The sequence below is a fragment of the Halomonas sp. YLB-10 genome (assembly GCF_003856855.1).
GTDB lineage: Bacteria > Pseudomonadota > Gammaproteobacteria > Pseudomonadales > Halomonadaceae > Halomonas > Halomonas litopenaei.
This window is the reverse complement of record NZ_RRCU01000008.1, coordinates 40,000-66,273: the sequence shown is the minus strand read 5'-3', so window position 1 is coordinate 66,273 and position 26,274 is coordinate 40,000. Positions and strand designations below refer to the sequence as shown.

At 65.7% G+C, this 26,274-nt stretch carries 25 protein-coding genes; 13 read left to right on the top strand and 12 right to left on the bottom strand.

The window, feature by feature from the left end; genetic code table 11:
• The first annotated feature begins 11 nt into the window (after positions 1-11).
• The 5 genes from lptF to bfr all read left to right on the top strand — a co-directional run bounded on the left by lptF (position 12) and on the right by bfr (position 4,074).
• Positions 12-1,094 carry an LPS export ABC transporter permease LptF gene (lptF, locus tag EBB56_RS17375; protein WP_124804933.1) on the top strand — a complete coding sequence of 361 codons (1,083 nt, stop codon included), beginning with the start codon at positions 12-14 and terminating at the stop codon, positions 1,092-1,094.
• Entirely contained in the window at positions 1,091-2,155 is a 1,065-nt protein-coding gene (lptG, locus tag EBB56_RS17370; protein ID WP_124804932.1) for an LPS export ABC transporter permease LptG, read from the top strand. Before lptF ends, lptG begins: the two co-directional genes overlap by 4 nt.
• Before the next feature lie 199 nt (positions 2,156-2,354).
• On the top strand, positions 2,355-2,834 hold the full coding sequence (locus EBB56_RS17365; protein WP_124804931.1) for an RDD family protein: 480 nt from the start codon (positions 2,355-2,357) through the stop codon (positions 2,832-2,834).
• Positions 2,835-3,031: 197 nt separating this feature from the next.
• Positions 3,032-3,238, top strand: a complete 207-nt coding sequence (locus EBB56_RS17360) for a bacterioferritin-associated ferredoxin (protein WP_045994717.1) — start codon at positions 3,032-3,034, stop codon at positions 3,236-3,238.
• 350 nt (positions 3,239-3,588) lie between these two features.
• Positions 3,589-4,074: a bacterioferritin gene (gene bfr / locus EBB56_RS17355; protein ID WP_045994716.1), complete on the top strand. Its 486-nt coding sequence runs from the start codon at positions 3,589-3,591 to the stop codon at positions 4,072-4,074.
• Positions 4,075-4,439: 365 nt separating this feature from the next.
• Here bfr and EBB56_RS17350 read toward each other — a convergent pair whose 3' ends face one another.
• Genes EBB56_RS17350 through EBB56_RS17340 form a run of 3 tightly spaced genes read right to left on the bottom strand, consistent with a single transcriptional unit; the run spans position 4,440 to position 6,266 of the window.
• Entirely contained in the window at positions 4,440-4,673 is a 234-nt protein-coding gene (locus tag EBB56_RS17350) for a DUF1653 domain-containing protein (RefSeq protein ID WP_045993070.1), read from the bottom strand.
• A gap of 19 nt (positions 4,674-4,692) precedes the next feature.
• On the bottom strand, positions 4,693-5,490 hold the full coding sequence (gene tcdA, locus EBB56_RS17345; protein ID WP_124804930.1) for a tRNA cyclic N6-threonylcarbamoyladenosine(37) synthase TcdA: 798 nt from the start codon (positions 5,488-5,490) through the stop codon (positions 4,693-4,695).
• Positions 5,490-6,266 (bottom strand): pseudouridine synthase, encoded by a 777-nt coding sequence (locus tag EBB56_RS17340; RefSeq protein WP_124804929.1) that lies wholly within the window; start codon positions 6,264-6,266, stop codon positions 5,490-5,492. Before EBB56_RS17340 ends, tcdA begins: the two co-directional genes overlap by 1 nt.
• Positions 6,267-6,427: 161 nt before the next feature.
• On the opposite strand from EBB56_RS17340, the gene EBB56_RS17335 reads away from it, so the two are divergent.
• The 6 genes from EBB56_RS17335 (at position 6,428) to EBB56_RS17310 (ending at position 14,105) form a co-directional block, all read left to right on the top strand.
• Entirely contained in the window at positions 6,428-7,906 is a 1,479-nt protein-coding gene (locus tag EBB56_RS17335) for a TrkH family potassium uptake protein (RefSeq protein ID WP_124804928.1), read from the top strand.
• 165 nt (positions 7,907-8,071) lie between these two features.
• Positions 8,072-9,814 (top strand): bifunctional isocitrate dehydrogenase kinase/phosphatase, encoded by a 1,743-nt coding sequence (aceK, locus tag EBB56_RS17330; RefSeq protein WP_108131228.1) that lies wholly within the window; start codon positions 8,072-8,074, stop codon positions 9,812-9,814.
• A 47-nt stretch (positions 9,815-9,861) separates the two neighbouring features.
• Positions 9,862-10,584 carry an NAD-dependent deacylase gene (locus EBB56_RS17325; RefSeq protein ID WP_045993075.1) on the top strand — a complete coding sequence of 241 codons (723 nt, stop codon included), beginning with the start codon at positions 9,862-9,864 and terminating at the stop codon, positions 10,582-10,584.
• 171 nt (positions 10,585-10,755) lie between these two features.
• A complete protein-coding gene (locus EBB56_RS17320; RefSeq protein WP_124804927.1) occupies positions 10,756-11,637 on the top strand; it encodes a tRNA-uridine aminocarboxypropyltransferase in 882 nt (293 codons plus the stop codon).
• Between the two features lie 236 nt (positions 11,638-11,873).
• Positions 11,874-13,400, top strand: coding sequence for a hypothetical protein (locus EBB56_RS17315; RefSeq protein WP_124804926.1), 1,527 nt, complete (start codon positions 11,874-11,876; stop codon positions 13,398-13,400).
• A 102-nt stretch (positions 13,401-13,502) separates the two neighbouring features.
• Positions 13,503-14,105 (top strand): carboxypeptidase-like regulatory domain-containing protein, encoded by a 603-nt coding sequence (locus EBB56_RS17310; RefSeq protein WP_124804925.1) that lies wholly within the window; start codon positions 13,503-13,505, stop codon positions 14,103-14,105.
• On the opposite strand, the gene EBB56_RS17305 is transcribed toward EBB56_RS17310, so the two are convergent.
• The 3 genes from EBB56_RS17305 to EBB56_RS17295 all read right to left on the bottom strand — a co-directional run bounded on the left by EBB56_RS17305 (position 14,102) and on the right by EBB56_RS17295 (position 17,332).
• Positions 14,102-15,253 (bottom strand): alpha-hydroxy acid oxidase, encoded by a 1,152-nt coding sequence (locus tag EBB56_RS17305; protein ID WP_124804924.1) that lies wholly within the window; start codon positions 15,251-15,253, stop codon positions 14,102-14,104. The genes EBB56_RS17310 and EBB56_RS17305 overlap by 4 nt on opposite strands.
• 179 nt (positions 15,254-15,432) lie before the next feature.
• Positions 15,433-16,665, bottom strand: coding sequence for a TraB/GumN family protein (locus tag EBB56_RS17300; protein WP_045995236.1), 1,233 nt, complete (start codon positions 16,663-16,665; stop codon positions 15,433-15,435).
• Positions 16,666-16,762: 97 nt separating this feature from the next.
• A complete protein-coding gene (locus EBB56_RS17295; protein ID WP_124804923.1) occupies positions 16,763-17,332 on the bottom strand; it encodes a lactoylglutathione lyase family protein in 570 nt (189 codons plus the stop codon).
• Positions 17,333-17,431: 99 nt separating this feature from the next.
• Here EBB56_RS17295 and EBB56_RS17290 point away from each other — a divergent pair, with 99 nt between their 5' ends.
• On the top strand, positions 17,432-18,319 hold the full coding sequence (locus EBB56_RS17290; protein ID WP_124804922.1) for a LysR family transcriptional regulator: 888 nt from the start codon (positions 17,432-17,434) through the stop codon (positions 18,317-18,319).
• A gap of 39 nt (positions 18,320-18,358) precedes the next feature.
• Here the strand turns inward: EBB56_RS17290 and EBB56_RS17285 are convergent, their stop codons facing one another.
• The 6 genes from EBB56_RS17285 to def all read right to left on the bottom strand — a co-directional run bounded on the left by EBB56_RS17285 (position 18,359) and on the right by def (position 24,771).
• On the bottom strand, positions 18,359-19,807 hold the full coding sequence (locus EBB56_RS17285; protein ID WP_108448511.1) for a TrkH family potassium uptake protein: 1,449 nt from the start codon (positions 19,805-19,807) through the stop codon (positions 18,359-18,361).
• Between the two features lie 132 nt (positions 19,808-19,939).
• On the bottom strand, positions 19,940-21,313 hold the full coding sequence (gene trkA, locus EBB56_RS17280) for a Trk system potassium transporter TrkA (protein WP_045995220.1): 1,374 nt from the start codon (positions 21,311-21,313) through the stop codon (positions 19,940-19,942).
• 178 nt (positions 21,314-21,491) lie between these two features.
• Positions 21,492-21,698 carry a dodecin gene (locus tag EBB56_RS17275; RefSeq protein WP_045995219.1) on the bottom strand — a complete coding sequence of 69 codons (207 nt, stop codon included), beginning with the start codon at positions 21,696-21,698 and terminating at the stop codon, positions 21,492-21,494.
• Positions 21,699-21,757: 59 nt separating this feature from the next.
• Entirely contained in the window at positions 21,758-23,062 is a 1,305-nt protein-coding gene (rsmB, locus tag EBB56_RS17270) for a 16S rRNA (cytosine(967)-C(5))-methyltransferase RsmB (RefSeq protein ID WP_045995222.1), read from the bottom strand.
• 71 nt (positions 23,063-23,133) lie between these two features.
• Positions 23,134-24,111 carry a methionyl-tRNA formyltransferase gene (gene fmt, locus EBB56_RS17265; RefSeq protein ID WP_124804921.1) on the bottom strand — a complete coding sequence of 326 codons (978 nt, stop codon included), beginning with the start codon at positions 24,109-24,111 and terminating at the stop codon, positions 23,134-23,136.
• A gap of 147 nt (positions 24,112-24,258) precedes the next feature.
• Entirely contained in the window at positions 24,259-24,771 is a 513-nt protein-coding gene (def, locus tag EBB56_RS17260; protein WP_124804920.1) for a peptide deformylase, read from the bottom strand.
• Between the two features lie 218 nt (positions 24,772-24,989).
• On the opposite strand from def, the gene dprA reads away from it, so the two are divergent.
• Positions 24,990-26,249, top strand: coding sequence for a DNA-processing protein DprA (gene dprA, locus EBB56_RS17255; RefSeq protein WP_045992736.1), 1,260 nt, complete (start codon positions 24,990-24,992; stop codon positions 26,247-26,249).
• The last annotated feature ends 25 nt before the right edge of the window (positions 26,250-26,274 follow it).

Here is a 26,274-nt window from a genome sequence, read left to right as displayed (position 1 = left end):
AGGAGCGCGCATTGATCATATTCCGTTACCTCACCCGCGAGATTCTGCTGACCATGTCGGCGGTGGCCGGGGTGCTGCTGCTGGTGATCATGGGCAGTCGGTTTATCCGCTATTTTGCCAACGCCGCCGAAGGCGAGATCCCGGCGAACATCCTCGGCTCGCTGATGCTCTATCACATGCCGGGCTTTCTCGAGCTGATCCTGCCGCTGGCGTTCTTTCTCGGAATTCTGCTGGCCTATGGCCAGCTCTACCTCAACAGCGAGATCACCGTGCTGGTGGCCTGCGGCACCAGCCCCAACCGCTTGCTGACGGTCAGCCTGGTGCCCGCCGCCCTGGTGGCGCTGCTGGTCGGGATATTCAGCCTGTGGCTGACCCCCGCTGGTGCCTTGCACAACGAACTGGTGCTGGAAGAACAGCGCAGCAAGCTCGACTTCTCGGCGCTGGCGCCAGGGCGTTTTCAGGAGTTCGGCAGTGGGCGTATCGCTTATGCAAGCGATGTGTCCGAGGACGGCGAGCGCATGCAGGAGGTGTTCATCAGCGAACGCCAGAAGCGCAGTGATGGCTCGCCCGAGAGCGTGGTGACCCGGGCGACCCAAGGCTACCAGTCGGTGGATCCGGACACCGGCAGTCGCTATCTGGTGCTGGAAGACGGTGAACGCTATAGCGCAGAGGCCGGTCGCGCCGACGCCGAGCGGCTCGAGTTCGGTACCTACGCCGTGCGTCTGGCGCGGGCGGTGGAGGCGGTCGAGACCGACTCGGCGGAGTTTGCCACCACCACGACCCTGCTGAATGACACTTCGCCCGAGGCCAGGGCCCAGTTGCAGTGGCGACTCGGCGCCCCCTTGATGGTGTTCGTGCTGACCCTGCTGGCCCAGCCGCTGTCCCGGGTCAATCCACGCCAGGGCCGCTTTGCCAAGCTGCTGCCGGCGATCTTTCTGTACGTGGCCTACCTGAGTCTGCTGCTGGCGGCCATGGACGCCATCGGCAGCGGCAGCCTGCCGGCGGTCATCGGCATGTGGCCGATCCACGCAGGCTTCCTGATCCTCGGCCTGGGACTGGCCTTCAATGCCCAACGCAAGGGAATGAGCGGATGATTCTCGATCGCCTGGACGGCTACATCGCCCGCAACGTCCTCGCTGCCATTCTGGTAGTGCAGGTGGTGCTGCTGGGCCTGGACCTGATCATCACCTATATCGATGACCTCGGAGACATCGAAGGCGGCTATGGTGCCTTCGAGGTCTTCCTGTTTCTGTGCATGCGCCTGCCCTGGCGCTTTTATCAGTATGCCCCGGTAGGCGTGTTGATCGGCGCCCTGATTGGACTCGGCAGCATGGCTTCCAACAACGAGCTGACGGTGATGCGGGCGGCGGGACGGTCGCTGGCGCGCATCGTCTGGGGGGTGATGAAGCCGATCATCCTGGTGGTGGTGATCGTGCTGACGGTGGCAGAGTTCGTCAGCCCCAGAACCGAGCAGTTCGCCCACGCCTGGAAGGTGCAGCAGATGCAGGGCGAGGGCGCGGTGGTCACCGAACGCGGTGGCTGGCAGCGCGAGGGCGACGACTTCTATCGCTTTGGTGCGATTCGCGCCGACGACACCGTGCTGGATCTGACCCGCTACGAATTCGACGGCCACCGGCTGGATTCGGTAACCACTGCCAGGCGTGCGGTGTGGCAGGGCGACTTCTGGGAGTTGCAGCAGGTCGAGACGACCCGCTTTGCCGATGACCGCACCGAGGTCGACAAGGTGGCTAGCCTGCGCTGGGACACCAGCCTGTCGCCGACTCAGCTGTCGCGTCTGCTGCGCGACGTGGAGACCCAGGCGCCGAGCGAGCTGTGGGCCTACGCCAGCTATCTGGACGAGCAGGGCCTGGAGGCCACCCAGCCGCTTCTGTACTTCTGGCAGAAGATGCTGATGCCCCTGACCATGGCCTCGCTGGTATTGGTAGCGGCGTCCTTCGTGTTCGGCCCGCTGCGCACCGTGGCCGCCGGGACGAGGGTATTCTACGGGGTCATCACCGGGCTGGTGTTCAAGTACCTCCAGGATCTGCTGGCACCGGCCTCCACGGTATTCGGCTTTTCGCCGGCTTGGGCGGTGCTGGCCCCCACCCTCGTGTGCGCCCTGCTGGGACTTCACCTATTGAGGCGGTCGGGGTGAAGGGCGGCATGCCTGGCGCCGGCTTGGGCACTCTCGATCGCCCCGGCCCCAACGTTAGTGTGCGCCCTGCTGGGACTTCACCTATTGAGGCGGTCGGGATGAAGGGCGGCATGCCCAGCGCCGGCATGGACACTCTCGATAGTCCCGGCGCCAACGTTAGTATGCGCCTTGCCGAGACTTCACCTGCTGAGCAAACCCGATGACACGACGCTTTCCCCTTCTCGATGATGTCTGGCCCGCGGGGCTGGGCCGGCGCCTGGGCGCCATGTTCTACGACAGTTTTCTGTTGCTGGCCATCTGGATCGCGATTACCACCTTGCACGTGCTGGTGGTGCGCAAGCTGCTGGGCCTGGCCCCGGAAGAGGTGGGGGCAGGCGTTTGGCAGGTGCTCAGCCTGCGACTGCTGCTGGTGGTCGCGGCCTTTGCCTTTTTTGCCTTCTTCTGGCGCCGCGGGGGCATGACCCTGGGGATGCAGGCCTGGCGCCTGCGCGTCCAGACCCTCGACGGCGGGCCCATCAGCCTGCGTCAGACCATGCTGCGCTTCGCCGTGGGAGCGTTTTCCTTCGTGCCGCTGGGGCTGGGCCACTGGTGGGTGCTGTTCGACGCGGAACGGCGCAGCTGGGCGGATCTGGCGTCTGGCACTCAGGTGGTAGTGCTGCCGAAGGCGGCGAAGCGATAGCCCTGCACGAGTCGCTCCCCTCTGTTTCCTTCCTGGTTTTCTGGATGCTGTCGATTGGCTGTCGGCAGGGGCAGCGCTTGAGCTGAGTCATGTAAATTCAAATCTTTAGCTAAGGTAAATACGAATTACTCTTGAAAAGGTTGCGCGTCGCTATGGGAATCATTTACATTGGCTATAGTGATTCAGGAGAGATGGCGATGTACGTATGCCTGTGCAAAGGGGTCAGTGACCGACAGATTCGTCAGAGCGTCGATGATGGCGCGCGTAGCTGGCGTCAGGTTCAGCGTGAGACCGGTTGTGGCACCCAGTGCGGCAAATGCGCCTGTGTGGGCAAGCAGATCACCCGCGACGCCATCCAGGAAGCGTCGAGTCTGGAAGTCGAAGCGCTGGCCTATGCGGTATAGCCTTGGTCGTCGGTACGCTCTTGCGCTACTTCCTTTGCGGTAGTCTTTTGAATTAGCAATCGATATCGTTGTAGTTGCGGTTTTCAAGATTCTGATTTTATTGAGTTTTTTCATGGATGCCCTATACTGCTTCTTGACGGGAGCTGGTAGGGCATTGCTTGTCGTGCCAGTGTGTCTGTAGCCCCGCGTCTGTTGCCCTGTGAAGGCGGGCGAGGCCAAGGAGAGACGTCGCCTCTGCGGCGTCCGATGCAAGACGGTTCGATCAACGACGACTGGCCACGGCCGGTCGGCAATCACCGGCAAGCACATGACCGGCAAGCACAAGTCCGGCAAGCATTGAGGAGTTTTCCATGAAAGGCGATCCCAAGGTCATCGAGCATCTCAACAAGGTGCTGGGCAACGAGTTGGTGGCCATCAATCAGTACTTCCTGCACGCCAAGATGTACAAGGACTGGGGCCTGGCCCGGCTGGCCAAGTGGGAGTACGACGAGTCCATCGAAGAGATGAAGCACGCCGACATTCTGATCGAGCGCATCCTCTTTCTCGAAGGCATCCCCAACCTGCAGGACCTCGGCAAGCTGCATATCGGCGAGGACACCCGCGAGATGCTCGAGGCCGACCTAGCCGCGGAGCATACCGGGCGTGACGACCTGATCGAAGCCATCACCTACTGCGAGCAGGTGCGGGACTACGTCAGCCGTGACCTGTTCCAGAAGATCCTCGATGACGAGGAAGAGCACATCGACATCATCGAGACCGAGCTGGGTCTGATGGACAAGGTCGGCTTGCAGGCGTATCTGCAGACGCAAATGCAAAAGGCCGGCGGCGAAGAGTGATTTAGCGCTGGCGCATTGCATCGACAGCGCCCAGGCAAGCAAAAAGGGGAGGCCAGCGGCTTCCCCTTTTTGCGTCTGCGTGTTCCGTTGCCTGCGCGCTGGCCAGGGCGTATGGACTCGCCTCGCCGGGCTGGCGCTGCTGGACCAGCGTTATCGAACTGGCAGCGTCGGACCAGCGAACATGATCCGGGCGCCGTCACGGTCTGCTAGGCGCTGTCGGAAAAGTCGACGAGCGAAGGTTAGACAAGGCAAAAATCGGTGAGAAAGCGCAGTTTACGGGGTGTAAATGAGCATTTTGACCGGGCTGGCGCACCAGCCGATTTTTAACGCCGTATTACCGAGTGCAGGCAGTTTTCAGACAAGCCCTAGAACGCCTTCTCGAGGGCAAAGCGCGGAGTGGTGACACCTTCGACGTCGACGCTCTCGCAGAACATCTCAAGCGGGCGCACCCACAGGCCGTAGTCCCCGTAGAGCGCGCGGTACACCACCAGAGCCTCTTCGCTTTCGCTGTGATGGGCGACGCCGGTCACCTCGTAGAGCGGGCCCTTGTAGTGGCGATAGATGCCGGGCACCGGAAGGGGGGATTGCGGGGTTGTCATGGTCTGTTCCTTGTCTGGCTCATTTCACCCGGGTCAGTCTGGCCAGCGCCCGCGAGGCGGCGACAAAGCCGAAGCTGCCGGTGACAAAGGTGGCGGCGCCGAAGCCGCTCTCGCAGTCCAGGCGCGTGGAGTCGCCGGCACCAGGCTTGGTGTGGCAGACCTCACCGTCCTGGCCGGGGTAGACCAGCTGCTCGTCGGAGTAGACGCACTCGACGCTGAAGCGGCGCTTGGGGTTGCGCGAAAAGCCATGGTCGCGGCGCAGGCGCGAGCGCACCTTGGCAAGCAGGGGGTCATGCTCCGTGCGGGTCAGGTCGGCCACCTTGATCCGGGTGGGGTCGGTCTGTCCGCCGGCGGCGCCGGTGACTGTCAGCGGCAGCTTGCGGCGCTTGCACCAGGCGATCAGTGCGGCCTTGGCCACCACGCTGTCGATGGCGTCGATCAGATGATCGGCGTCCTCGGGAATGCGTTCGGCGAGATTGGTCGGGGTGGCGAAGGCGACATCGGCGACGACCTCGATGCCGGGGTGGATGGCCCGGCAGCGCTCGGCCAGCACTTCCACCTTGGGCCGCCCGATGGTGCCGTCGAGGGCGTGAAGCTGGCGATTGACGTTGGATACGCAGACGTCGTCGAGGTCGATCAGGGTCAGCTTGCCGACGCCGCTTCTGGCCAGCGCCTCCACCGCCCAGCTGCCGACACCGCCGACCCCGACCACCACCACGTGGGCTTGCGCCAGGCGGGCGCTGGCGGTGGTGCCGTAGAGACGGCGAATACCACCAAAGCGCAGGTCATAGTCGTTGTCGCTGGGGTCAGTGCTCATCAGGAATCTCGCTGGGTCGTTGCGGTCACGTTGGCGTTGGTGGTGCTGACTGGCCGGGGCAGGTGGGCGCGCCAGCCGAAACGGTCGAACAGCCGCGTCATGCAGGCGTCCAGTGGGCAGCACAGCGCCATCGGGGTGCGATGGCGAGGGTGCTCGAACTCGAGCGAGGTCGCCGCCAGCAGCAGCCGATCGCAGTCCAGGCTGTCGCGAAAGAAGCGGTTGTGATTGCCCTTGCCGTGCTTGGCGTCGCCGATGATCGGGTAGCCGATGCCGGACAGATGACGGCGTATCTGGTGGCGCCGGCCGGTCAGCGGGCGAGCTTCCATCAGCGAGTAGCGAACCTGGGGGTAGCGGTCGATACGTACCGGCAGCTCCACGCTGTCGAGTCGGCGCACCTCGGTGATCGCGGGCATCGCCGGCATCTCGGCCTTGGGCCGGCTACCGTCTTCCTCGCGCAGTGCCCGGTCGATGCGCTCGGTCTCGGGGCCGATGCCGCGCACCACCGCCAGGTAACGCTTGGTCACCTGGCGCTCGGTGAAGGCCTCGGCCAGCCCCCGGGCCATGTCCGAGGACAGCGCGAACACCATGACCCCCGAGGTAGGCCGGTCGAGCCGGTGCACCGGGTAGACCCGCTGGCCCAACTGGTCGCGCAGGCGCTGCAGCAGGAATTCGCGCTCGCCACGGGCCAGCGCGCTGCGATGCACCAGCAGCCCTGACGGCTTGTGCACCGCCACCAGATCGTCGTCCTGGTAGAGAATGGGCAAGGGCAGGGACATCGCGGCGATACCTATGGCGTGAATGCGGGCTCGAGGCGCGCTATTGTCGCCATGTTGCGGCGATCTGTCATCCGGATTGCGACGACTCCGTGAGTCGAGGGGCATCTCTGGCTACGGCTTTGGTCTATGATGAGCCCCGACAATCGGTGAGAGAGCAGGCTATGACCCGAGGGATAGGGATGCTGCGCTGGTGCAGGGACTGGGCACCGGTCCTCAAGGTACTGTCGGTACTTTGGCTGGTGCTGGCGCTGTTCATGCTGCTGCCCTGGGGGGTGCTGGTATGGGAAGGCGACGCCGACGCGCCGGCCTTCGCTCGTTCCCTGCTGGTGGTGCTGGCCACGGTGCTGATGTGCTGGTGGCTGACCTGGCGGATACCGGTGGCGCTCAAGACCCAGCAGATGTTCGTGCTGACCACCCTGAGCTGGGTCAGTATCAGCGGTTTCGCCAGCCTGCCGCTGGTGCTTGGCGCGCCCCATCTGTCGCTGACCAATGCGGTGTTCGAGTCGGTCTCGGCGATCACCACCACCGGCTCCACCATCCTCACCGATATCGACCAGCTGTCCGATGGTCTCAAGCTGTGGCGGGGTTTGATGCAGTGGCTCGGCGGCATCGGCATCATCGTCATGGGCATCGCCATCCTGCCGTTTCTCAAGGTCGGCGGCATGCGCCTTTTTCAGACCGAATCCTCGGACTGGTCGGACAAGGTGATGCCGCGCACCGGCGGCATCGCCAAGGCCACGCTCGGCATCTACGCCCTGGGCACCCTGGTGGCGATCCTGGCCTACGGCATTGGTGGCATGGCACCGGTAGACGCGGTGGTGCACGCCATGAGCTCGGTGTCGACCGGCGGCTTCGCCAACTCGGATGCCTCCTTCGGGGCCTACGCCGACCAGCCGCATCTGTTGTGGATGGGCACCTTCTTCATGCTGCTTGGCGCCTTGCCCTTCGTACTCTACATCCGCTTTCTGCGCGGCTCGCCGCTGGCCTTGTGGCGCGACGAGCAGGTCCGTGGGCTGGTCTGGCTACTGGTGGTGGTGACGCTGATCCTCAGCCTCTATCGGGTATGGCGAGGCGAGGCGATGTTCGATGCCCTGACTCACACCGCCTTCAACGTGGTCTCGGTGGTGACCACCACCGGCTACGCCAGTGACGACTACAGCCAGTGGGGCCCGTTCGCCGCCATGGCGTTCTTCTATCTGACCTTTGTCGGTGGCTGCAGTGGGTCGACCAGCGGAGGCATGAAGATCTTTCGCTTCCAGGTGGCGATCAAGATGCTGCTGAGCCAGCTGCGCTTCTTGATCCACACCCATGGGGTCTTCGTCTCTCGCTACAACGGTGCGCCGCTGTCCGATGAGATCAGCCGGGGCGTGGTGGCCTTCTCCTTCTTCTTCTTTCTGACCATCGCCGGCCTCGCCCTGGCCCTCGCCATGCTGGGCCTCGATCTGGTCACGGCACTGACCGGGGCGGCCACGGCGGTGGCCAACGTCGGGCCAGGACTTGGCGATATCATCGGCCCAGCCGGCAACTTTTCCACCCTGCCCGACGCCGCCAAGTGGCTGTTGTGTGTGGGCATGCTGATGGGCCGCCTGGAAATCCTGACCGTGCTGGTACTGTTGACCCCGATGTTCTGGCGCAAATAGGTCTTTGGCGGCGGTGGGGGAGGTGATCGATGGCGTAGTGTGCCGGGTTGGACAGACGGCTTGGCGGCTGCCATGTTGCACGGCAACATGACAGTCGACATTGGTCGTCTCGCCGAAGGTGGCGGCGGCGGTCATTCTGAGCTGACGCCCGTCGGGAGCCCCGTGATGAAACTGTCCCCTGCCTATCGCATCGCCGCCACCATCCTGCATGGATTCGACGAGTACCGCTCGCGCTTCAAGCAGATCACCCTGGACGCCAATAGACGCTTTCGCGACGCCGCCTGGCGCGAGGCCCAGCAGGCCTCGGCGGAGCGGATCAACCTCTATCAGGAAAAGGTCGACGAGACCCTGGGGCGCCTGCAGCGCACCTTTGACGAGGACATCCTGACCCACTGCGAGTGCTGGCGTGAGGCCAAGGGGCACTATGTCGAGCTGATCGGTCAGCGACTCGACTACGAGCTGGCCGAGACCTACTTCAATTCGCTGTTCTGCTCGATCTTTCATCACCGCCACATCCGCGATGACTGGATGTTCGTCAACTCCTCCAGGGACGCCGCGTCACACCACTCGGGCATCGAGCTGTGCCGACACATCGCGGTGGAAGGGGACTGGTCGAGGGCCATCGCCGAGGCGCTGGAGGGGGCCGAACTGGGCATGGAGTTCATCGACCTGGGCCACTGCGGGCATCTGGCGCGTGACTTTCTGGTCGAGCACCTGCCGCAAGGGCTGGCGGACGGCACGGACACCGAAATCGAACTGCTGAAGAGCGTCTTCTACCGCAACAAGGGCGCCTACCTGGTCGGCCGCATCCACCGCGATGGCGAGCAGGTGCCGCTGGTGCTGCCGGTGCTCCACGAGGAGGGCAAGGGGCTGCACCTGGATACGGTGCTGATCGAGCCCGACGAGGTGTCGATCATCTTCTCCTTCACCCGGGTCTACTTCCAGGTCGATGCCACCGTGCCCCGTGAGTTCGTGGCCTACCTACACATGCTGATGCCGGACAAGCCGATCAGCGAACTCTACGCTGCCATCGGCTTCTTCAAGCACGGCAAGACCGAGTTCTTCCGCGCCCTGAACCAGCAGATCGCGCGGCGCGAGGACAAGTTCATCATCGCCCCCGGGGTGCGCGGCATGGTGATGGCGGTGTTCGTGCTGCCCTCACACCGCACCGTGTTCAAGATCATCAAGGATCGCTTCGACCCGTCCAAGGCGATGAGTCGCGACAACGTGCGCGAGAAGTACGGCCTGGTCAAGCGCCATGACCGGGTCGGCCGGATGGCCGATACCCAGGAGTTTTCCTACCTGGTGTCGCGCAAGGACCACTTCGATCCCGAATGCCTGGAGCATCTACTGGAAGTGGCGCCGAGCAACGTCTACCTGAAGGACGACAAGGTCATCATCAAGCACTGCTACACCGAGCGCATGATGACCCCGCTGAATCTGTATCTGGAACAGTGCGACGAGACCGAGACCCGTGCGGTGCTCAAGGACTACGGCAACGCCATCAAGCAGATGGCGGCGGCCAACATCTTCCCCGGCGACATGCTGCTGAAGAACTTCGGGGTGACCCGCCACGGGCGGGTGATCTTCTACGACTACGACGAGGTGAGCTATCTCACCGAGTGCAACTTCCGGCATATCCCGGAGCCCCTCTACCCCGAGCAGGAGCTGGCCGACGAACCCTGGTACTCGGTGGGGCCCAATGATATTTTCCCCGAGGAATTCGGGCCCTTCCTGTTCGCCAATGTGCAGTTGCGCAAGCTGTTCTTCGAACTGCATCCGGAGCTTTTCGATGCCGACTACTGGAAGAGCCTGCAGGCGGCGATCACCGACGGTCAGGTGATCGACGTCTACCCTTATCGCAACAAGCAGCGCTTCGCCTCGGACCCCGGGGGCCTGACCTACTGAGTCCGTGGCGGCGCTGATTCAGACTCTTAAAGCTGTGGAGCGAGTTCATGTCCAAGGCCCCCCACCTGGTGGTGCTGACCGGCGCCGGCATCAGCGCCGAGAGCGGAATCCAGACCTTCCGTGCCGCCGATGGCCTGTGGGCGGATCATCCCATCGAGGACGTCGCCACCCCCGAGGGCTGGGCACGAGACCCGCAGCGCGTGCTGAGCTTCTATGACGCCCGTCGGGACCAGGTGCGTGGTGCGCGTCCCAACGCCGCCCACCGGGCGTTGGCCAACCTCGAGGCGCGTGGCTTCGAGGTCAGCATCGTCACCCAGAACATCGACGATCTGCACGAGCGAGCGGGCTCCCGTCGGGTGCTGCACCTGCATGGCGAGATCATGATGGCGCGCTCCTCGGTGGACGAACGCATGCGCTATCCGCTGGGGCGTCGCAATATCGCCATGGGCGACGTCTGTGACCGTGGCAGCCAGCTGCGCCCGGACGTGGTCTGGTTTGGCGAGGCGGTGCCGGCCTATCAGGACGCCTGCGAGATCGTCGCCGAGGCGGACCTGTTGCTGGTGGTCGGCACTTCGCTGGCGGTGATGCCGGCGGCGGCCCTGATCAACGAACTGCCCTTCGATGCCGACTGCGTGCTGGTGGACCCTGACGAATCGCTCAGGGTGCCTGCTGGCGTTGCCCGACTGGTGATGCCGGCAGGCGAGGGCGTGCCGGCCCTGACCCGTCACTGGCAGCGTGAAGGTCGACTGTTCATGCCGCAATTGGGCTAGGCCCAGGCGATGGTGGCGCCGTCGAGCGGGTTGTCTAAAGAGCCTTCGAGCTGCCTGTGTAGAGAGCCTTCGAACGGGTGGTAGAGAGAGCGGTCTTTCGCGTGGCTTGCCTGACGCAGGCAATGGGGCGTGGTAGATTGGGCGCCCTTTGCCGCAGCCTGCATCCCGCCCATGTGTGACTCTCGTTTCGCCGATTCCGCCCCCTCCCAGCAAGACGCCCGCTCCGAAGATTCCGGCTCGACTCAGGAAGCTTCAACTACCGAGGAGGCGTCCGCCGATCGCCATCCGGGTGAGCCGAGCGCTGTCGGGGATCCGCACCTCGGCGAGAGCCCGAGCCTCGACAGGGACCCTGCCACCGGTCATCCGCGTCCCCCGCGGCGAGAGTTCAAGGCGCGCGGCAGTTTCGTCACCCGTTGCGCTGGCTGCAATCTGCCCGAACTCAACTGCCTGTGCCCCTATCAGGCCAAGGCCGACTCTCGGGTCCAGGTGTGGCTGATCACCCATCCGCTGGAGCACCACAAGCCGACCAACACCGGCCGTCTGATCGCCGACGTGCTGGCGCCCACCCGTGTCTTCACCTGGTACCGCACCACGCCCGATGAACAGCTGCTGGCGCTCCTGGCCGACGAGCGTTACGCCCCCTTCGTGGTATTCCCCGATGACCAGCCCGACTACGCCGACCGCGTGGTCGAGGTGGAGGCGGTCCGGCGAGTCCCCCGGGAGCGCATCCCGGTGCTGATCCTGCTCGACGGCACCTGGCGTCAGGCGCGGCGGATCTTTCGCAAGAGCCCCTACCTGGAACGCCTGCCGGTACTGCCGTTGAGAACCGATCGACTGACGCGTTATCGGTTGCGCAAGCCCGCTTCCCAGGCGCATCTGTGCACCGCCGAGGTGGCCGCCGAGCTATTGCGTCAGAGCGGCGAGGAAGACGCCGCTTCGGTGCTCGACGATTACTTCGACGTCTTCAACGACAGCTACGCCGCCAGTCGGCGCTACCACAAGATCGAGACGCCAAGCCCGGCCATGCGCAGGCTGGCCGCGCGGCGCGGTTGAGGATTCGTGGTCAGGCATCGACGCGATGACAACGCCAGGATCGGTGTCGGTATACGCATAACTATGCCGTATTGAGCGGGTTTTTTCGGACCTGTCGGTATAGAACTACATTCCCTATCCACGTCCGCTGGCTTGTGGTGTCGCGAATATCCTAGTTCGCCCGGGCTTTTTCTGGGAGACGCTCTTCTTTTGACACAGTTTCGTCAATCTGTGCGGCTTGGCGCACGAGGAGCGTTATGGATTTTCGTAGGCGTTTTCACCCCTGCCGACCTCTCCCGGGAGATCGCTGTCCTTCGCTGGCGGTGGATGGTGATGCCGCATTTTCCGTGGCGACGCTGGAGCGTCGCTTGGAAAAGGACCGTACCCGGGTCGTCCACAGTGCCAGCCTGCGTCGATTGCAGTTGCTGCCCCAGCAGGGCGCGGTGCTGGCCCACGCAAGCCAGAGGCGCCTGCTGTCGGCCTCGCTGGAGCGACAGCAGATGGGGCGCCGGATCGTGCAGATGGTCTATCGCAAGCTGGGCAAGCGGGCGGGTGACTGTGGCCTCGATGGTCTGGAAGACGCCTTCATCTGTCTGGTCGAGGTGGGCAGCCTGCTGCGTGATATCGGTCGACCTCCCTTCGGCCAGGCCGGAGAACTTGCGCTCTGCGGTTGGTTCGACAGCCATATGTCGGCCCTGGGAGGCCGCCAGCTGCCGCTGGCCAAGGACGATATCCAGGGCGCGGCCCTGCTCAACGAGCTGTGTCGGTTCGACGCCCAGGCCCAGGCGCTCCGCACCATCAGCAAGCAGGAGGGGATCTCGCTGACCCATGTCCAGGGCGCGGTGCTGCTGGGGGAGCAGGCGGTGTGGCGCGAAGTGGGCGACGATGGCCGTGGCCGCCAGGGCTACTGCTATCGTGCCAAGAGCGACCAGGAGACGGCCATGCGTGGTGTCCTGGGGCTGGGCCAGGATCATCGCCATCCGGCCAGCTATGTAGTGGATGCCGCCGAGGTCATTGCACGGACCCTGTCTCGTCTGGAGGCGGTGGTGGAGCGGGGGTTGATCGACCCGACGTCCCTGGTGGCATCGCTCAAGCAGGCCTACGTGGAGGGGCTGGCCCGCCAGGGAGAGCCCTGGGCGAGTCTGGAGGAGCGGCGCTTCTCGCGCCACGGAGTAGTACGCCGCTGGAGCCTCGGTGGCATGCTGGACTGGGCGCTGCGCCGCTATGAGCGGGACAACGTCGAGGAACTGGGACGCTTCTTTCACTACCTGCGACTGGCGCTGGGGCGCACCCTGGTCAATCACGCCGCCGATGCCTTCGTGGCCCACCTGGAGAACATTCGGGAGGGACAGCCTCAGTTGAGGCTGCTGAGCGCGGAGGTCGGCTGTCGCGCTCTGCTCGAGGCCTTCGACAGCCTGGCCACCCGGGTCGAATATCGGGATCCGGAGCTGGAACGGCTGGAGCTCGAGGGCTACCGCACCTTATGTGGACTGCTCGATGCCGCCCTGCCGGCGTTGCGCCTGCCGGAAGCGGCCTTCGTGCGACTGCTGGACGAGGGCCATGGCGCCTCGCCGCGGCTGACGCTGTGGGTGAAGCGGTTGCCGCCCGGCGTGCTCAGGGTGTACCGCCAGGCCATGGCGCAGCCCTGGGAAGGGGCGAGCCGCGAGGTCTGGGAGGCCTACCATCGTGGACGCCTCGTGCATGACTGGATCTGCAGCATGACCGAATCATCGGCGCTGGAAGAGTACAGTCGCCTGCGTGTAGCCGGTCGTTCGCTGGCCTGACGGTCTGAAACTGTGGCATCACCACCGGCCCGCCCAGCGTTGAAACGATGGGCCAGGGATGGCGTAGAGTTTCTGTCGACGATTCTGCACAGGCGAAGTTCCATGAGGCTGGCGACGGGTGGTCGGCGAAGCATCTCGTTGATGGCGGTGCTGGCACTGTTGCTGGTACTGATGTCGCTGGTTTCTGGCTGCGTGCCGGTGATCAGTGAGCGCTGGGCGCGCCAGCCATTGCAGGGGCAGGTCATCGACGCCCGTACCGGGGCCCCACTGGCGGGGGCCAGGGTCTCGGCCGAGGCCTTTGCCGAGGCCGCCGACGTGACCGACAGCAACGGGCGGTTCGCCATTCCGGGACATTCGCATATCGGTGGGCAGTTGTTGATGGCAGCAAGCGGGCTCCGTCCTCAGTGCTGGAAGATCGAGCGCGACGGCTACCGGACGCTGTGGATCGAGGTGATGGAGATGGTCCCGGATACGCTGCGCCAGCCGATCACGGTGAACCTGCCCATGTTGGCGTTCGATGCCGAGGCGCCCGCTGGACGCTCTGCCGAGACGATGGTCAAGGAAAAGAGCCCCGGGGATCACGCCGGGGATCAGGTCGGCAATCACGTAGCCAAAGAGGCGATTTCCCGCGCGATACAGCACGACAATTACCGTTGGCGCCTGGCGGAAGGCAGCGACTGTGGCGCAGCGCCGCCGTCCAGCTAACGATCGATGAGATCGCCGTTCGCTGCCAGCGCGCGTGCATCCACTTCCCTGATACTCGAACAGCCACACATGGCGAGGCCCTGGTCCAGCTCTCGGCGCAGGATCGCCAGGCAGCGCTCGACGCCGGCTTCGCCCGCGTCGGCCAGTCCGTACAGATAGGGACGGCCGATATGCACGGCGTCGGCGCCCAGGGCCAGCGCCCGAAGGATGTCCAGGCCGCTGCGAATCCCTCCATCCAGATGCACCTCGAGACGCTCGCCCACCGCCGCCACCACCTCGGGAAGCGCCGCGATGGTGGCCCTGGCGGCGTCCAGTTGGCGCCCCCCGTGATTCGACACCACCACGGCGTCGGCCCCATGCTCGGCGGCCTGGCGCGCCGAGTCCGCGTCCAGCACACCCTTGACGACCAAGGCGCCTGGCCAGCGGGCGCGGACCCAGCCCAGATCACTCCACCCCAGTGAGGGATCGAGCTGGTCGTCGAGCCAACTGGATAGTGAGGCGATGCCGTCCGGGGCCGAGAGCGGTCCATCCAGATTGCCCAGGGCGAAACGACGGCTGCGCAGGTGGCGCCACCACCAGCCGGGGTGACGGCCCAGCCCCCAGGCGAGCTTGAGGGCGGTGGCCGGATCGGGCCTGACGTCGTGGCCGAGTCCCCGGTGGTGATCGGCCAGCAGCGGCATATCGATGGTCAGCACCAGTACACGGCAGCCGAGATTCAGGGCGTCGTCCATCAGTCGCTCGCTGAGGGCGCGATCCTTGAACACGAACAGCTGAAACCAGGGTGGGCGCGGGCAGTCCCTGGCGATATGCGCAAGGGGGGCGTTGGACAGGGTAGCGGCGGTGTAGGGGACCCCGGCTCGCGCAGCGGCGCGTGCGGCCAGACGTTCCCCGTCGGCCCAGGCCAGGCCGCCCAGGGCCACCGGCGAGAGCACCAGCGGCAGCGCGATATCTTCGCCCAGAATGCGAGTACCGAGGGTGCGCTGGCTGACGTCGGCCAGGCGCGGTGCCAGCGCCACTCGTGACATGGCCTGGAGGTTGGCGGCCAGCGCCTGCTCGGCGCCGGAGCCTCCTTCGATATAGTCGAAGACCAGCCGTGGGAGTCGCCGTCTCGCGCCTTGGCGAAGCGCCTCGATGGTGCTGCGGGTCATGGGGCCGACTCCGTTCAGCAGGCTGTTCCTTTGAGCATAGTCTAAGCGGGCTTCGGAGCCGGTTTCGATGGCGGGCTGGCGCGGACCCGGAGCGGGTTCGCGTTGATGGTAGGGGGCGGCGAAACGACACCGCCGCCCGAGGGGGCGGCGGCGCGTGGGTGCCGAACGAGGCGGCCGGGCTAGCCGAACAGACTGTCGGCGATACGAAAACCGGCGATCCAGGTGCCGGCGGCGGAGCCCAGGGTCGCTGTCAGAAACACCAGCAGGGTGCGCGAGACACGGTTCTTCCACCAGCCCTTCACCTGGGTAACGTCGTGACGCAGGGTGGAGAAGTCGCGCACCTTGGGCTTGCGCATGGCCAGTTCCACCCCGGCGGCGACGAAGCCCGCCCCGATGGTCGGATTGAGCGAGGTCAACGGGGCGGCGAACACCGTGGCGATCACCGTGACCGGGTGGGCCAGGGCCAACAGGGTGGCGCCTCCTGACAGCACGCCGTTGATCACGAACCATTCCGCCACCAGCTGCCAGCCGAGCTCGGTGTTGCGCGAAAAGCCGATGGCGAAGCCGGTCAGTACCAGGGCAGTGATCAGCCAGGGCAGCATCTTCCACACCTTCGACGGCGGCCGGGTGGCCTCCAGCGCGGCGATTTCCTCGGCCGGGTCCTCGGCAGGCGGGCCTTCCAGATGCTCGGCCATGCCCTTGAGGTGGCCGGCGCCGATCACCACCAGCACCCGCTTGAACTTGCCAGGTGGGCACTGCTGGGCCAGGCGCATCACCATGTAGCGATCGCGCTCGCTGATCAAGGGGGTGAACAGCGACTGCGACTCGGCGGCGAATTCGCTGAAGGTGGATTCCAGCACGTCGCCCTGCTTGAGCCGCTCGACCTCCTCGGCGGAGACTTCCTGGCGCGACAGCACGCTGCCGAGCAGGCCCGACAGCAGGCTGAAGCGCTGCCACCAGGGCACGTTCTGGTAGATCCGCTTGAGCGTCAGGCCCACGTCCCGGTCGATCAGCAGCAGCGGAAGCTCGTGGCGCTGACTGGCCTCCAGGGCGGCGCGCATCTCGGCACCGGGCTCGATGCCGGACTGCTCGGCGATGCGCTGCTGGAAGGCGCCGAGGGCCAGGTTGGCGGCGACCATACCGGCCTTGCCCTGACGAAAGATCTGGAACAGGTCCTGGTCACCCAGGGCGTCGGGATTGGCCAGGTTGCTGTGGCGGGCGTCGCACAGCTCGATGGCGACGGCGTCGAAGTCGCCGGAATCGATCAGGTCGCGCACCTCGTCGGCGCTCTCGGCGCTGACGTGGGCGGTGCCCAGCAGGGTAAAGGTGGTGTCGCCGACGCGGAGGTCACGTCGGGGGCCGCCTCGGGTCTCGGGCCGCTCGGCCAGCGCAATGTCGTCGATCTCGCTCATGGGGCTCGGGGCCTTGAGAATGTGAAGGATCGATTATCCATGAACGAGGAGGGCAGGCCAAACCCTGGCCTGCCCTCGAGCTGACATTGTCCGGCGTTCAGTCCTGATAGGCGCCAGCGGAATAGGTCAGTTCGTAGCTGTGGGAGTAGATCTCGAGGATGTTGCCGAACGGATCTTCCATGTAGATCATCCGGTAGGGCTTCTCGCCGGGATAGTACTCGCGCACCTTGGGCATGCGCTTCTTGCCGCCGGCGGCGACGATGCGCTCGGCCAGGCCCTCGACGTCGGGATCCTGGACGCAGAAGTGGAACACGCCGGTCTTCCAGTACTCGAAGTTGTTGTCCGGGTCCTCGTGGTTGGCGAACTCGAACAGCTCCACGCCGACCCGGTCACCGGTGGACAGGTGGGCGATACGGAAACTGCCCCAGCCAGGACCGAAGACGTCGGTGCACATCTCGCCGATGGCGGAGTCGTCTTCCTCGATGGTGGTCGGCGCCATGATCTGGTACCAGCCCAGCACCTGGGTGTAGAACGCCACCGCGGCCTCCACGTCCGGCACCGAGATGCCGATATGGGAGAAGCTGCGGGGATAACTGTTGGGAGAGTTGCTTGAAGAGTTGGCGGGAGCGTTGTGGTTGGCGTTTGCCAAGGCGTCTTGCTGGCTCATGGAGTGTCACCTCTTGATGCAGGAATGATGAGCACAGTCTGGGCCGGGATCGCTATAATGAAAATCGACGCTACGTTATGGTGGTGATAATAGATGCTTATGGCAAATCCGCTCTGGCTACGCTCGTTTCAGGCGTTGGTGGAGCAGGGCAACTTTACCCGCGCCGCCGAGCGCCTTGATCTGACCCAGGCGGCGGTCAGCCAGCATATCCAGCGCCTGGAGGCCGAGCTGGGACAGTTGTTCATTCGCCGGCCTCGGCGGCTCGAGCTGACCCCGGCCGGCCACGCCCTGCTGGACTATCTGAACGAACGTGAACGGGTCGATCAGCGCCTCACCCAGCGCCTGGCCGGTGATCTGGACGATCATGGCGAGATCAGCCTGATGACGCCAGGGAGCATCGGGCTTGCGATCTACCCGCGTCTGCTGGCGTTGCAGAAGCGCGCGCCGGGGCTGGCGATTCGCCATCGCTTCGGTCCGACGCGGGAGATCGTCGAGGCCGTCATCGACGGCAAGGTGGAGATGGGGCTGGTGGGCGAGCGTCCCGACGACGCCAGTCTGACGGTCAGCGAGTTTGCCACCGAGGCGCTGGAGCTGGTGGTACCGGCCAACACCCGTGTCGAGACATTCGATGAGCTGATGGCGCTGGGCTTTATCGACCATCCGGACGGCAAGGCCCTGGCCACCCGTTTGCTCAGTCGGCGCTTTCCGGGCTCGCCGGGCTACGCTCGCTGGCCGCGCAGCGGCTTCACCAATCAGATTGGTCTGATCCTGGCGCCGGTGGCCCAGGGGCTGGGCTTCAGCGTGTTGCCACGCTTTGCCCGGGAGGCCTTCGAGGACCAGCACGCCATCCGTGTGGTCGAGGGTGCCCCCGAGGTCAGCGATACCCTCTACCTGATCCAGCGCGCCGAGTGGCCACTGTCGGCCCGGGCACAGCGGGCGCTTTCGGTGATGCGAGAGGCGGTGGCGGGTACCGACACCGCCCTCTAGCGAAGGGCTACGGCAAAGGAAAGGGCGCCAGGATCGGTCCTATTTGCGCCAGAAGGCCGGGGTAAACAACACCAGAACGGTAAAGATCTCCAGGCGGCCCATCAGCATCGCCATCACCAGGATCCACTTGGCCATGGTCGGCATGTCACCGTAGTGCAGACTGGCCTCGCCCAGCGCCGGCCCCAGGTTGTTGAGCGCCGAGCCCACCGTGGACCAGGCGGTGACCTGGTCGACCCCGGTGGCCATCACCCCCACCAGCATCAGGAAGAACAGCAGCACATAGGCCGAGAAGAATCCCCACACCGCCTGGGCGATGCCGTCGGGTACGCTGACCTTGCCGATCTTGACCGCGATCACCGCATTGGGGTGGATCAGGCGCATGATCTCGCGCATGCCCTGCTTGATGATCAGGATGATGCGGATGACCTTCATGCCGCCGCCGGTGGAGCCGGAGCTGGCGCCGACGAAGGCGGCGATGAACAGCAAAAGCGGCAGGGCGCCGGGCCAGGCGGAGAAGTCGGCCACCGAAAAGCCGGCGGTGGTGGCCACCGAGACCACCTCGAAGATGCCGTGGCGAAGACCCACGGTGGTCTCTTCGGTACCGGTCAGCCACAGCACCACCACGGTGATGCTGGCAAGCCCCGTCAGGTACAGCAATAGAAAGCGCGCCTCGGAGTCTTCCCAGTAGTGGCCGATGCGGCGTTCGCGCCAGGCCAGGAAGTGCAGGCTGAAACTGAGCGCGGAGATCAGCATGAAGACGATGCAGATGGCCTCGATCACCGCGCTGTCGAAGTAGCCGATGCTGGCGTCGTGGGTCGAGAAGCCGCCGATGGCCACGGTGGAGAAACTGTGGCCCAGGGCGTCGAACCAGTCCATCCCGGCGGCCATGTAGGCCAGCATGCACACCACCGTCAGGGTGGCGTAGATGTACCACAGCGCCTTGGCGGTCTCGGTGATCCGCGGGGTCAGCTTGGAATCCTTGAGCGGCCCCGGGATCTCGGTGCGGTACAGCGCCATGCCGCCGACCCCCAGGGTCGGCAGGATCGCCACCGCCAGCACCACGATGCCCATGCCACCGAGCCACTGCAGCTGCTGACGGTAGTAGAGGATCGCCTCGGGCAGGAAGTCGATGCCGGTGATCACCGTGGCGCCGGTGGTGGTCAGCCCCGAGAATGACTCGAACACCGCGTCGGTGAACGACAGTGCGGTGCTGCCGGTGAGCATCAGCGGCAGCGAACCGAACAGCCCCAGCACCGTCCAGAACATGGCGGCGATCAAGAAGCCGTCGCGGGTGCGCAACTCCCGCCGGGCGCGACGATTGGGCAGGAACATCAGCGCGCCGGTCAGCACGGTGATGGCGATGGCGATCAGAAAGGCGTCCCAGGTGCCGTCGCCGAACAACAGCGAGATGGCGATGGGCGGCACCATGGTCAGGCTGAACATCATCAGCAGCAGCCCGAGAATGCGCAGGATCATCCTCAGGCTCATGGCGTCCTGCCTCCTGGCTGACAGCAACAGGCGGGGGACATGTCGGGACGGGTCGTCGTCTCAAGCCCGGTCGGCATCGGACTCATGCGGCGGCTCTCCTTGGTATGGCGGCAGGGGCGAGGGGCGCGCCCATCAGAAAAAGGTCAATCCGACCTGGAACAGGCGTTCGACGTCACGGATCTTGCGCTTGTCGACGACGAACAGGATGACGTGGTCACCGCTCTCCACCACCACGTCGTCGTGGGCGATCAGCACTTCCTTGCCGCGCACCACCGCGCCAATGGTGGAGCCACCGGGCAGGTCGATGTCGCCGATGGCACGACCGACCACCCGGGAGGACTGGCTGTCGCCGTGGGCGATGGCCTCGATGGCCTCGGCGGCGCCGCGGCGCAGCGAGTGGACGTTGACGATGTCACCGCGGCGCACATGGGTCAGCAGGCTGCCGATGGTGGCCTGCTGGGGCGAGATGGCGATGTCGATCTCGCCGCCCTGGACCAGATCCACGTAGGCGGCGTTGTTGATCAGGGTGAGCACCTTCTTGGCACCCATGCGCTTGGCCAGCATCGACGACATGATGTTGACCTCGTCGTCGTTGGTCAGCGCGCAGAAGATGTCGCAGTCCTCGATGTTCTCCTCTTCCAGCAGGCGTTTGCTGGTCGCGCTGCCGTGCAGTACCACGGTGCGGTCGAGGCGTTCGGAGAGCTGGGTGCAGCGCTCGAGGCTGTGCTCGATCATCTTGACCTGGTGGCTGTGCTCGAGGTGTTCGGCCAGGCGCTCGCCGATGTTGCCGCCGCCGGCGATCACCACCCGGCGGAAGTCGCGATCCAGTCGCCTCAGCTCGCTCATCACCGCGCGGATATCGCGCCGGGCGGCGATGAAGAAGACCTCGTCGTCGGCCTCGATCACGGTGTCGCCACGCGGAATGATCGGACGGTTGCGCCGGTAGATGGCGGCCACCCGGGTGTCGACGCTGGGCATGTGACGGCGCAGGAAGCCGAGCTCCTGGCCGACCAATGGACCGCCGTAGAAGGCCTTGACCGCCACCAGCTGGACCAGTCCACCAGCGAATTCCAGCACCTGCAGGGCGCCGGGGTGCTCGATCAACCGGCGAATATGGTCGGTGACCACCTGCTCGGGGCTGATCAGCACGTCGATGGGCACCGCCTCGTGGGCGAACAGTCCCTTGCGCGCCAGGTAGGCGGTGGCGCGCACTCGGGCAATCTTGGTCGGGGTACGAAACAGGGTATGGGCGACCTGACAGGCGATCATGTTGACCTCGTCGGAGTTGGTCACCGCGATCAGCATGTCGGCGTCTTCGCAGCCGGCCTGGCGTAGCACCATGGGGTAGGAGGCCGCCCCGGAGACGGTGCGGATGTCGAGCCGGGTATGCAGCTCGCGCAGGCGCTCACCGTCGGTGTCCACCACCGTGATGTCGTTCTCCTCGCGGGCCAGGTGCTCCGCCAGGGTGCCGCCAACCTGGCCGGCGCCGAGAATGATGATCTTCATCGTCGTCGTGTCCGAAGAGGGGTTCAGAGCCTATGGTGCGTTGCAGCATTGAGCCAGCATACCCGAGCTCTGAACAGTACAACAGGGCGGGAGAGTCCCGCCCTGTGCTGAAAGGAAACACCGCAGGACTTGTGCAATGCAAGTCCCGTGGGTCTCCGGGTCGAATCAGCCTCGGAGGTCAGTCGAGGGTGAAGCCGACCTTGACCGTGACCTGCCAGTGGGCCACCCGGCCATTCTCGATATGGCCGCGGGTATCGGTCACCTCGAACCAGCGCAGGTCATGCACGGTTTCCGAGGCCTTGGTGATGGCCCGCTGTACCGCATCTTCGATGCTGGTTTCCGAGGAACCGGTCAACTCGATCTGCTTGTAGACGTGTTGGCTCATACAGACTCCCTGTTGGAGAAGCATAGGTCACGGGCGGCCAGGCCGACGTCCTGGTCGGACTAGCGGCCCGCCTTCACCAGTCTGGCATAGAAGAAGCCGTCATGGCTGTCGACCTTCGGTAACAGTTGGCGTCCGGCCCCGGAAACCTGGCCCCAGGCGATGCCGTCGGGCATCTGCTCGCTGGCGTCCGGGGTGCGCGCGAGAAAGTCGCGGATCTGGTCGCGATTCTCTTCCGGCAGCACCGAGCAGGTGGCGTAGAGCAAGGTGCCGCCGGGCTTGAGCAGCGGCCACAGATTGTCGAGCAACGCGCGCTGCAACTGCGCCAGCTGGGCAATGTCGCTGGGCCGACGCAGGCGCTTGATGTCGGGATGACGGCGGATGACGCCACTGCCGGAGCAGGGGGCGTCGAGCAGGATGGCGTCGAACGGGGTGCCGTCCCACCAGTCACGCTCGGTGGCGTCGCCCTGGGCCAGGGTCGCCGACAGGCCCAGACGAGTCAGGGTGTCTTCCACCCGTGCCAGGCGCGCGGCATCGGAGTCGATGGCGTGCAGATCGACGTCGAACAGCTCAAGCAGGTGAGCGGTCTTGCCACCGGGGGCGCAGCAGGCGTCGAGCACCCGTGCACCTGGCCGCGGTGCCACCACCGGGCCAAGCAGTACCGCAGCCAGTTGGGCGGCCTCGTCCTGGACGCTGACGTGACCCTGGGCGAAGCCGGGCAGCGCCTCCACGTCGCGGGCGGTCTCCAGCACCAGCCCGTCCGGGGCGTGGGCGCATAGCCTGGCGGAGATGCCGGCGCCGTCGAGGATATCCAGATACTGCTCGCGGTCGTTGTGGCGACGATTGACCCTCAGGGTCATCGGTCCGGGCTGGTTGTTGGCCTCGCAGATCGCCTGCCAGTCATCGGGCCAGGCCTGACGCAGCGACTTGAGCCACCAGCGCGGGTGCAACAGCGCCACCGCCGGGTCACGGTCGACTTCGGCTTCCAGCGTCGACGACTCGCGCTGCAGCCGGCGCAGACAGCCGTTGAGCACTCGGGTGGCCCAGGCCTTGCCGAGCAGTCGCGCGGCACCGGCGGTCTCGCCTACCGCCGCGTGGGCCGGGATGCGCAGGTACAGGAGTTGATAGGCGCCCAGCAGCAGCAGCGCCTGGATGTCGGCATCGCGACTCTTGAACGGTTTCTCGAGCAGCTGGGCGGCCAGTGCCTCGAGCCGTGGCAGAGTGCGGCAGACGCCGAAGCACATGGCCTTGAACAGGGCTCGGTCGCGGGCCACCACCTGATGGTCGTCCAGGGTGGCCAGTGAGCCCTTGCCGGTGATCACCGGCACCAGCGCCTTGGCCGCGGCGGCGCGGACACAGTCACCCATGTCGCGTCGGGCGTTGGCGTGACGACGGCCATGATGGGGTGGCTTGCGATCGCGTGGGGGTTGAGAATCGCTCATGCGGAGGTCTCCGGGAAAGGACGTCCCAGCAGCGTGCCCTGGGGAAAGCGTTCGGCCCTGGCGCGCAACAGCTCGGATACCGCCAGCGCCTTGCCGCCGGGCAGCTGGGCCCGGGTGATGCGAAGGCGCTCGCGGCCCTCGGCGCCACAGGCCACCAGCAGCTCGGTGTCGGCGCGGGTGATGGTGCCGGGCGACTCTGGTGCGCCGTCATCGGCCGGCTCGGCCAGGTGGATACGCAGGCGCTCATCGCCCAGCGCGCACCAGGTCACCGGCCAGGGATTGAAGGCGCGCACCCGGGCGGCCAGGGTCGCGGCGGGCTGGGCGAAGTCCAGCTCGGCCTCGGCCTTGCTGAGCTTGGAGGCGTAGGTGACGCCCTGTTCGGGCTGCGGCGTGGCGGCAAGCTCACCGTCGGCGAGTCGGTCGAGGGCCTCGACCATGGCCTTGCCACCGATCTCGGCCAGGCGATCGTGCAACTCGCCGCCGGTGGTGGTGGGCAGGATCTCGGTGCGCCGGATGATCAGCATGTCGCCGGTATCGAGTCCCTCGTCCATCTGCATGATGGTGACGCCGCTTTCGTCATCGCCGGCCTCGATCGCCCGCTGAATCGGCGCTGCACCGCGCCAGCGTGGCAGCAGCGAGGCGTGGACGTTGAGGCAGCCCAGGCGCGGTGCCTCGAGTACTGGCAACGGCAGGATCAGGCCGTAGGCCACCACCACCATGACGTCGGCGTCCAGCGCGGCCAGGGCGCGCTGTTCGGCTTCGTCCCTGAGCCGCTCGGGCTGGTACACCGGCAGGCCGTGCTCCAGCGCCAGCGACTTGACCGGGCTCGGCGTCAGCTTGCGGCCGCGTCCGGCGGGGCGATCGGGTTGGGTATAGACGGCAATCACCTGGTGGTGACTGGCCAGCAGCGCCGAGAGACTCTCGGCGGCGAAGTCGGGCGTGCCAGCGAAGATCACGCGCAGCGATCGGGTCATGTTCAGGGCCTTGGCCGAAGAATGCGGGGACAATAGTAACGGAGACGGGCGAAACGACGAAGACCGACAACGTGATTCACGTTGTCGGTCTTCGTCGTAGGCGGTTGCGGGGCCGAGATGGCGGCGGCTTGAGGGCTACGCAGCGGCTCAGGCGCCCTGCATCTGGCGATGACGCTTCTGCATCTTCTTCATCACCCGGTCACGCTTGAGCGGTGACAGGTAGTCGACGAACAGTATGCCCTCGAGGTGGTCGAGCTCATGCTGGATGCAGTGGGCCAGCAGTCCGTCGGCTTCGAGCTCGTAGGGCTCGCCGTCGCGTCCCTGAGCCTTCAGCTTTACCCGCAGCGCACGCGGCACCTCGGCGTAGTACTCGGGGATCGACAGGCAGCCTTCCTGCATCGGTTCCCGTTCGTCCCCCAGCGGGGTGACCTCGGGGTTGATCAGCACCAACGGGGTGGACTGATCTTCGCTGACGTCGATCACGATGACTCGGCGATGCACGTCCACCTGGGTGGCGGCGAGGCCGATACCCGGTGCGGCGTACATGGTCTCCAGCATGTCATCGACCAGCTGGCGGACCTCGTCATCGACGTTTTCGACGGGCACTGCCTTGTTGCGCAGCCGCTCGTCGGGAAACTCGAGAATGGGGAGTCTGGCCATGCTGTGGTACCACCGTTATTCGTTCGGTTCGTGTTGCCCATTCTAGGACGACGCCGGGGGTGACCCTAGTCGTTGGCGCCAATGAGCGTGATAGGTCGCTACTATAACATGCCAGAATCGCCGTCGCGCACCGCCTGGAGCCGAGACGGCGAAGACCGCCAAGGCGTGTCGCGCCTGCCTGCCTATACTGCCGGCACTCGGCCAGGGAGGGCTCTGTCATGGAACTTGGCTTCGCACGCTGGATGGCGTTGAACGCACTGCCTCAGGTGGGCCCACGACGGCTGGCTCGCCTGCGTCAGTTAAACCCTGACTGGCCCGGTGGCTGGCTGGCCCGTCTGCCGCCCGGGGCCGCGGCGGAACTGCGCTTGTGGCTGGATCATCCCAGACGCAGCCCGCTGACGGCGTTGATCGAGCAGGCCGAGGCGTGGCTTGCCGGCGACGGCGGGAAAGCGCGCAGCGCTGCCAATGGAGGCCGCCTCCATGAGCGGGCCGAGGCGCGCCACCTGCTGCATCCCGATCATCCGCGCTGGCCGGCCCTGCTCGACCAGATCCCGGACCCGCCGGTGCTGCTGTGGGCGCTTGGCGATCTCGATGCCCTGGTACCGCCGAGGCTTGCCCTGGTGGGGTCGCGGCGGCCCACCCGCGAGGGTTTGGTCAATGCGCGCAGTTTTGCGGTGGCGCTGGCGGAGGCCGGCTGGTGTCTGGTCAGCGGCATGGCGCTCGGCATCGACGGTGCCGCCCAGGCGGCGGCGCTGGATCTTGGGGGGCGCAGTATCGCGGTGCTGGCCGGCGGCGTCGATGTGGTCTATCCCGGCCAGCACGGCGCCCTGTATAGGCGCCTGCGCGACGACGGGGGCCTGCTGCTGGCGGAGTCTCCCCCTGGCGTGCGGCCACGCTCGGGGGATTTTCCCCGGCGCAACCGCATCGTCACCGGGCTGTCCTGCGGTGTGCTGGTGGTGGAGGCCGCCGAACACAGCGGCTCGCTGGTCAGTGCCCGCCTGGCCGGTGAGCAGGGCCGCGAGGTATTGGCGCTGCCCGGCTCCATCCACTCGCCCCAGGCCAGGGGCTGCCTGCGGCTGATCCGCGAGGGCGCCGCCCTGGTCAGACACCCCGACGACCTGTTCGAGGAACTGGCGTGCTGGGGGCCGCGACGCGCGACCCCGCGGTGCATTGCGGCTGGTGCCGCCGATGGTCGTGTAGATAGTCCTGTAGATGGCCATTTAGATGGTCCTGTAGATAGCTCTGTCGATAATCCTCTAGACAGCGCCTCCGAACGCACCGGGGCAAGGGCCGCGCCTTCCCCCGGTCGCAAGCTGCTCGATCTGCTGAGCGCCACCCCGTTGGCGGTGGACGATCTGATGGGGCTGGCGGGCTGCGATGTGGCCGCCTGCCAGCGTGAACTGACGCTGCTCGAGATCGCAGGACAGGCCGGGCTGGTGGCCGGCGGGTGGGTGCGTCTGGATGGTGGCAAGGGCTAGCCGCCCGATGACGAGGCCCGGCCGA

What these genes read in the sequence shown, in the direction of transcription:
- EBB56_RS17285 (WP_108448511.1), bottom strand. Translation starts at nt 19,807, where the DNA reads ATGAGCCTGAGGATGATCCTGCGCATTCTCGGGCTGCTGCTGATGATG.
- EBB56_RS17360 (WP_045994717.1), top strand. Translation starts at nt 3,032, where the DNA reads ATGTACGTATGCCTGTGCAAAGGGGTCAGTGACCGACAGATTCGTCAG.
- EBB56_RS17310 (WP_124804925.1), top strand. Translation starts at nt 13,503, where the DNA reads ATGAGGCTGGCGACGGGTGGTCGGCGAAGCATCTCGTTGATGGCGGTG.
- trkA (WP_045995220.1), bottom strand. Translation starts at nt 21,313, where the DNA reads ATGAAGATCATCATTCTCGGCGCCGGCCAGGTTGGCGGCACCCTGGCG.
- EBB56_RS17315 (WP_124804926.1), top strand. Translation starts at nt 11,874, where the DNA reads ATGGATTTTCGTAGGCGTTTTCACCCCTGCCGACCTCTCCCGGGAGAT.
- EBB56_RS17300 (WP_045995236.1), bottom strand. Translation starts at nt 16,665, where the DNA reads ATGAGCGAGATCGACGACATTGCGCTGGCCGAGCGGCCCGAGACCCGA.
- EBB56_RS17305 (WP_124804924.1), bottom strand. Translation starts at nt 15,253, where the DNA reads ATGACCCGCAGCACCATCGAGGCGCTTCGCCAAGGCGCGAGACGGCGA.
- EBB56_RS17340 (WP_124804929.1), bottom strand. Translation starts at nt 6,266, where the DNA reads ATGTCCCTGCCCTTGCCCATTCTCTACCAGGACGACGATCTGGTGGCG.
- EBB56_RS17335 (WP_124804928.1), top strand. Translation starts at nt 6,428, where the DNA reads ATGACCCGAGGGATAGGGATGCTGCGCTGGTGCAGGGACTGGGCACCG.
- lptG (WP_124804932.1), top strand. Translation starts at nt 1,091, where the DNA reads ATGATTCTCGATCGCCTGGACGGCTACATCGCCCGCAACGTCCTCGCT.
- EBB56_RS17325 (WP_045993075.1), top strand. Translation starts at nt 9,862, where the DNA reads ATGTCCAAGGCCCCCCACCTGGTGGTGCTGACCGGCGCCGGCATCAGC.
- EBB56_RS17365 (WP_124804931.1), top strand. Translation starts at nt 2,355, where the DNA reads ATGACACGACGCTTTCCCCTTCTCGATGATGTCTGGCCCGCGGGGCTG.
- EBB56_RS17350 (WP_045993070.1), bottom strand. Translation starts at nt 4,673, where the DNA reads ATGACAACCCCGCAATCCCCCCTTCCGGTGCCCGGCATCTATCGCCAC.
- EBB56_RS17320 (WP_124804927.1), top strand. Translation starts at nt 10,756, where the DNA reads ATGTGTGACTCTCGTTTCGCCGATTCCGCCCCCTCCCAGCAAGACGCC.
- bfr (WP_045994716.1), top strand. Translation starts at nt 3,589, where the DNA reads ATGAAAGGCGATCCCAAGGTCATCGAGCATCTCAACAAGGTGCTGGGC.
- fmt (WP_124804921.1), bottom strand. Translation starts at nt 24,111, where the DNA reads ATGACCCGATCGCTGCGCGTGATCTTCGCTGGCACGCCCGACTTCGCC.
- tcdA (WP_124804930.1), bottom strand. Translation starts at nt 5,490, where the DNA reads ATGAGCACTGACCCCAGCGACAACGACTATGACCTGCGCTTTGGTGGT.
- EBB56_RS17290 (WP_124804922.1), top strand. Translation starts at nt 17,432, where the DNA reads ATGGCAAATCCGCTCTGGCTACGCTCGTTTCAGGCGTTGGTGGAGCAG.
- rsmB (WP_045995222.1), bottom strand. Translation starts at nt 23,062, where the DNA reads ATGGGTGACTGTGTCCGCGCCGCCGCGGCCAAGGCGCTGGTGCCGGTG.
- EBB56_RS17275 (WP_045995219.1), bottom strand. Translation starts at nt 21,698, where the DNA reads ATGAGCCAACACGTCTACAAGCAGATCGAGTTGACCGGTTCCTCGGAA.
- dprA (WP_045992736.1), top strand. Translation starts at nt 24,990, where the DNA reads ATGGAACTTGGCTTCGCACGCTGGATGGCGTTGAACGCACTGCCTCAG.
- aceK (WP_108131228.1), top strand. Translation starts at nt 8,072, where the DNA reads ATGAAACTGTCCCCTGCCTATCGCATCGCCGCCACCATCCTGCATGGA.
- def (WP_124804920.1), bottom strand. Translation starts at nt 24,771, where the DNA reads ATGGCCAGACTCCCCATTCTCGAGTTTCCCGACGAGCGGCTGCGCAAC.
- EBB56_RS17295 (WP_124804923.1), bottom strand. Translation starts at nt 17,332, where the DNA reads ATGAGCCAGCAAGACGCCTTGGCAAACGCCAACCACAACGCTCCCGCC.